Here is a 1,502-nt window from a genome sequence, read left to right as displayed (position 1 = left end):
ATGAAGCGTTTTTAGACTCCATACGTTCACCTTCTCTTTTCATACGTTTACTGGATAAAATACATCGTTCACTAGAATGGCCACTGCAGTATCATAAAAATCGGCCACCTTTGGTATAGGTTTTTCAATAAAGATATGGTTAAAATTTTTCGGGGCTGTAGTCTTGCAGCCCTGTTTCTTTTTCTACAACTCTCACTTCCTATCTTTTTCTCCTTTTAACTTTTACCGTTTACATAAAATGATCCTGCATTAGCAAATCGCTGACAGGCAATTTTCCTCTATTCACCGTTTTCCGAGTACAATTGGTATCAACGAATTACGGCCTGGCATACTGCGTGATGCTGTATACCAGGCCGTAGCCCAATTACCTATACCGGCAAATTATTGCTGGAATTGCGTTGGATAAGCTTTATCCAGAAGATGATTGTAAATGAAGCGGTAAGATTCGCCGGAAGAATGCACACTCTTTAAACCACCCCAGCCATGACGTTCGCCAGGATACAGCATAAATTCAAAATGCTTGTTAAGATTTTCCAGTTTATCTATCAGCTGAATACAGTTCTGCATGTGTACGTTATCGTCCATGGTGCCATGTACAATACGGATCAGCCCTTTGTATTTATCTGCATAGGTTAGTACAGACGTAGCTTTATAGCCATCCGGGTTTTCTGCCGGGGTGTCCATATAGCGTTCTGTATAGTGGCTATCGTATAATTGCCAGTCAGTTACAGCGTAGTTAGCCATACCATGCGTAAATACATCGGCACCATAAGTAAGGGCCATGCAGGTCATATATCCGCCGAAGCTGCCACCAGTCATACATATTTTGTTGGTATCAGCCCAGGGTTGTGCCCGAAGCCAGGTAGCCGCATCCATGTAATCCTCAATTTCATATTTACCCATTTGACGATGAATGTAGTTCATCCCCATTTTGCCCAGTTGACCACTGCTGCGGTTGTCGATAGCCACCTGTATAACGCCTTCCTGTGCCCACCACTGCTGGGTGTTGGTATATTTCCAGGCATCGTATACGGTACCGGCATTAGGACCGCCATAAATGCTGATCAGCACAGGATACTTTTTGCCTGCTTCCATATGCACAGGCATAGTAATGGTAAAAGGTAAAGTAAGCCCATCACGGGTTTTATAGGTTTTTAACTCCGTTTTAGCCAGGTTGTAGACCTCAAATTTCTCGCCCTTGCTGTCTCCCAGCTCACGCACTACCTTTCCATTGTTATCCAGTAGCGCCATTTTTTGAGGCGTTTGCAGGTTGGAATAGGTGGTAATGAAATATTTACCACCGGGAGCTATTTTGATAGCATTGGTGTAGTCGCCTTTGGTTAAACGGGTAATGGCACCGGATTTCATACTCACTTTGTACAAGTCAAAGCGGGTAGAAGCTTCTTTGCGGGCAGTGAAGTAAACCAGCTGGTTTTTATCATCTATCTCCAGCACCTCTTTTACGGTCCAGTTGCCGGAAGTCAGTTGTTTTTTCAGCGTTC

General features: G+C 43.8%; 1 protein-coding gene. It reads right to left on the bottom strand.

The window, feature by feature from the left end; all coding sequences use genetic code 11:
• Positions 1-381 precede the first annotated feature (381 nt).
• Positions 382-1,502, bottom strand: a 1,121-nt coding sequence (locus tag VIP81_RS19025) for a S9 family peptidase (RefSeq protein WP_331964615.1), incomplete at its 5' end; no start/stop codon positions are given.

The organism is Chitinophaga sp., from assembly GCF_036566945.1.
GTDB lineage: Bacteria > Bacteroidota > Bacteroidia > Chitinophagales > Chitinophagaceae > Chitinophaga.
This window is presented reverse-complemented; position numbering and strand designations above follow the sequence as displayed.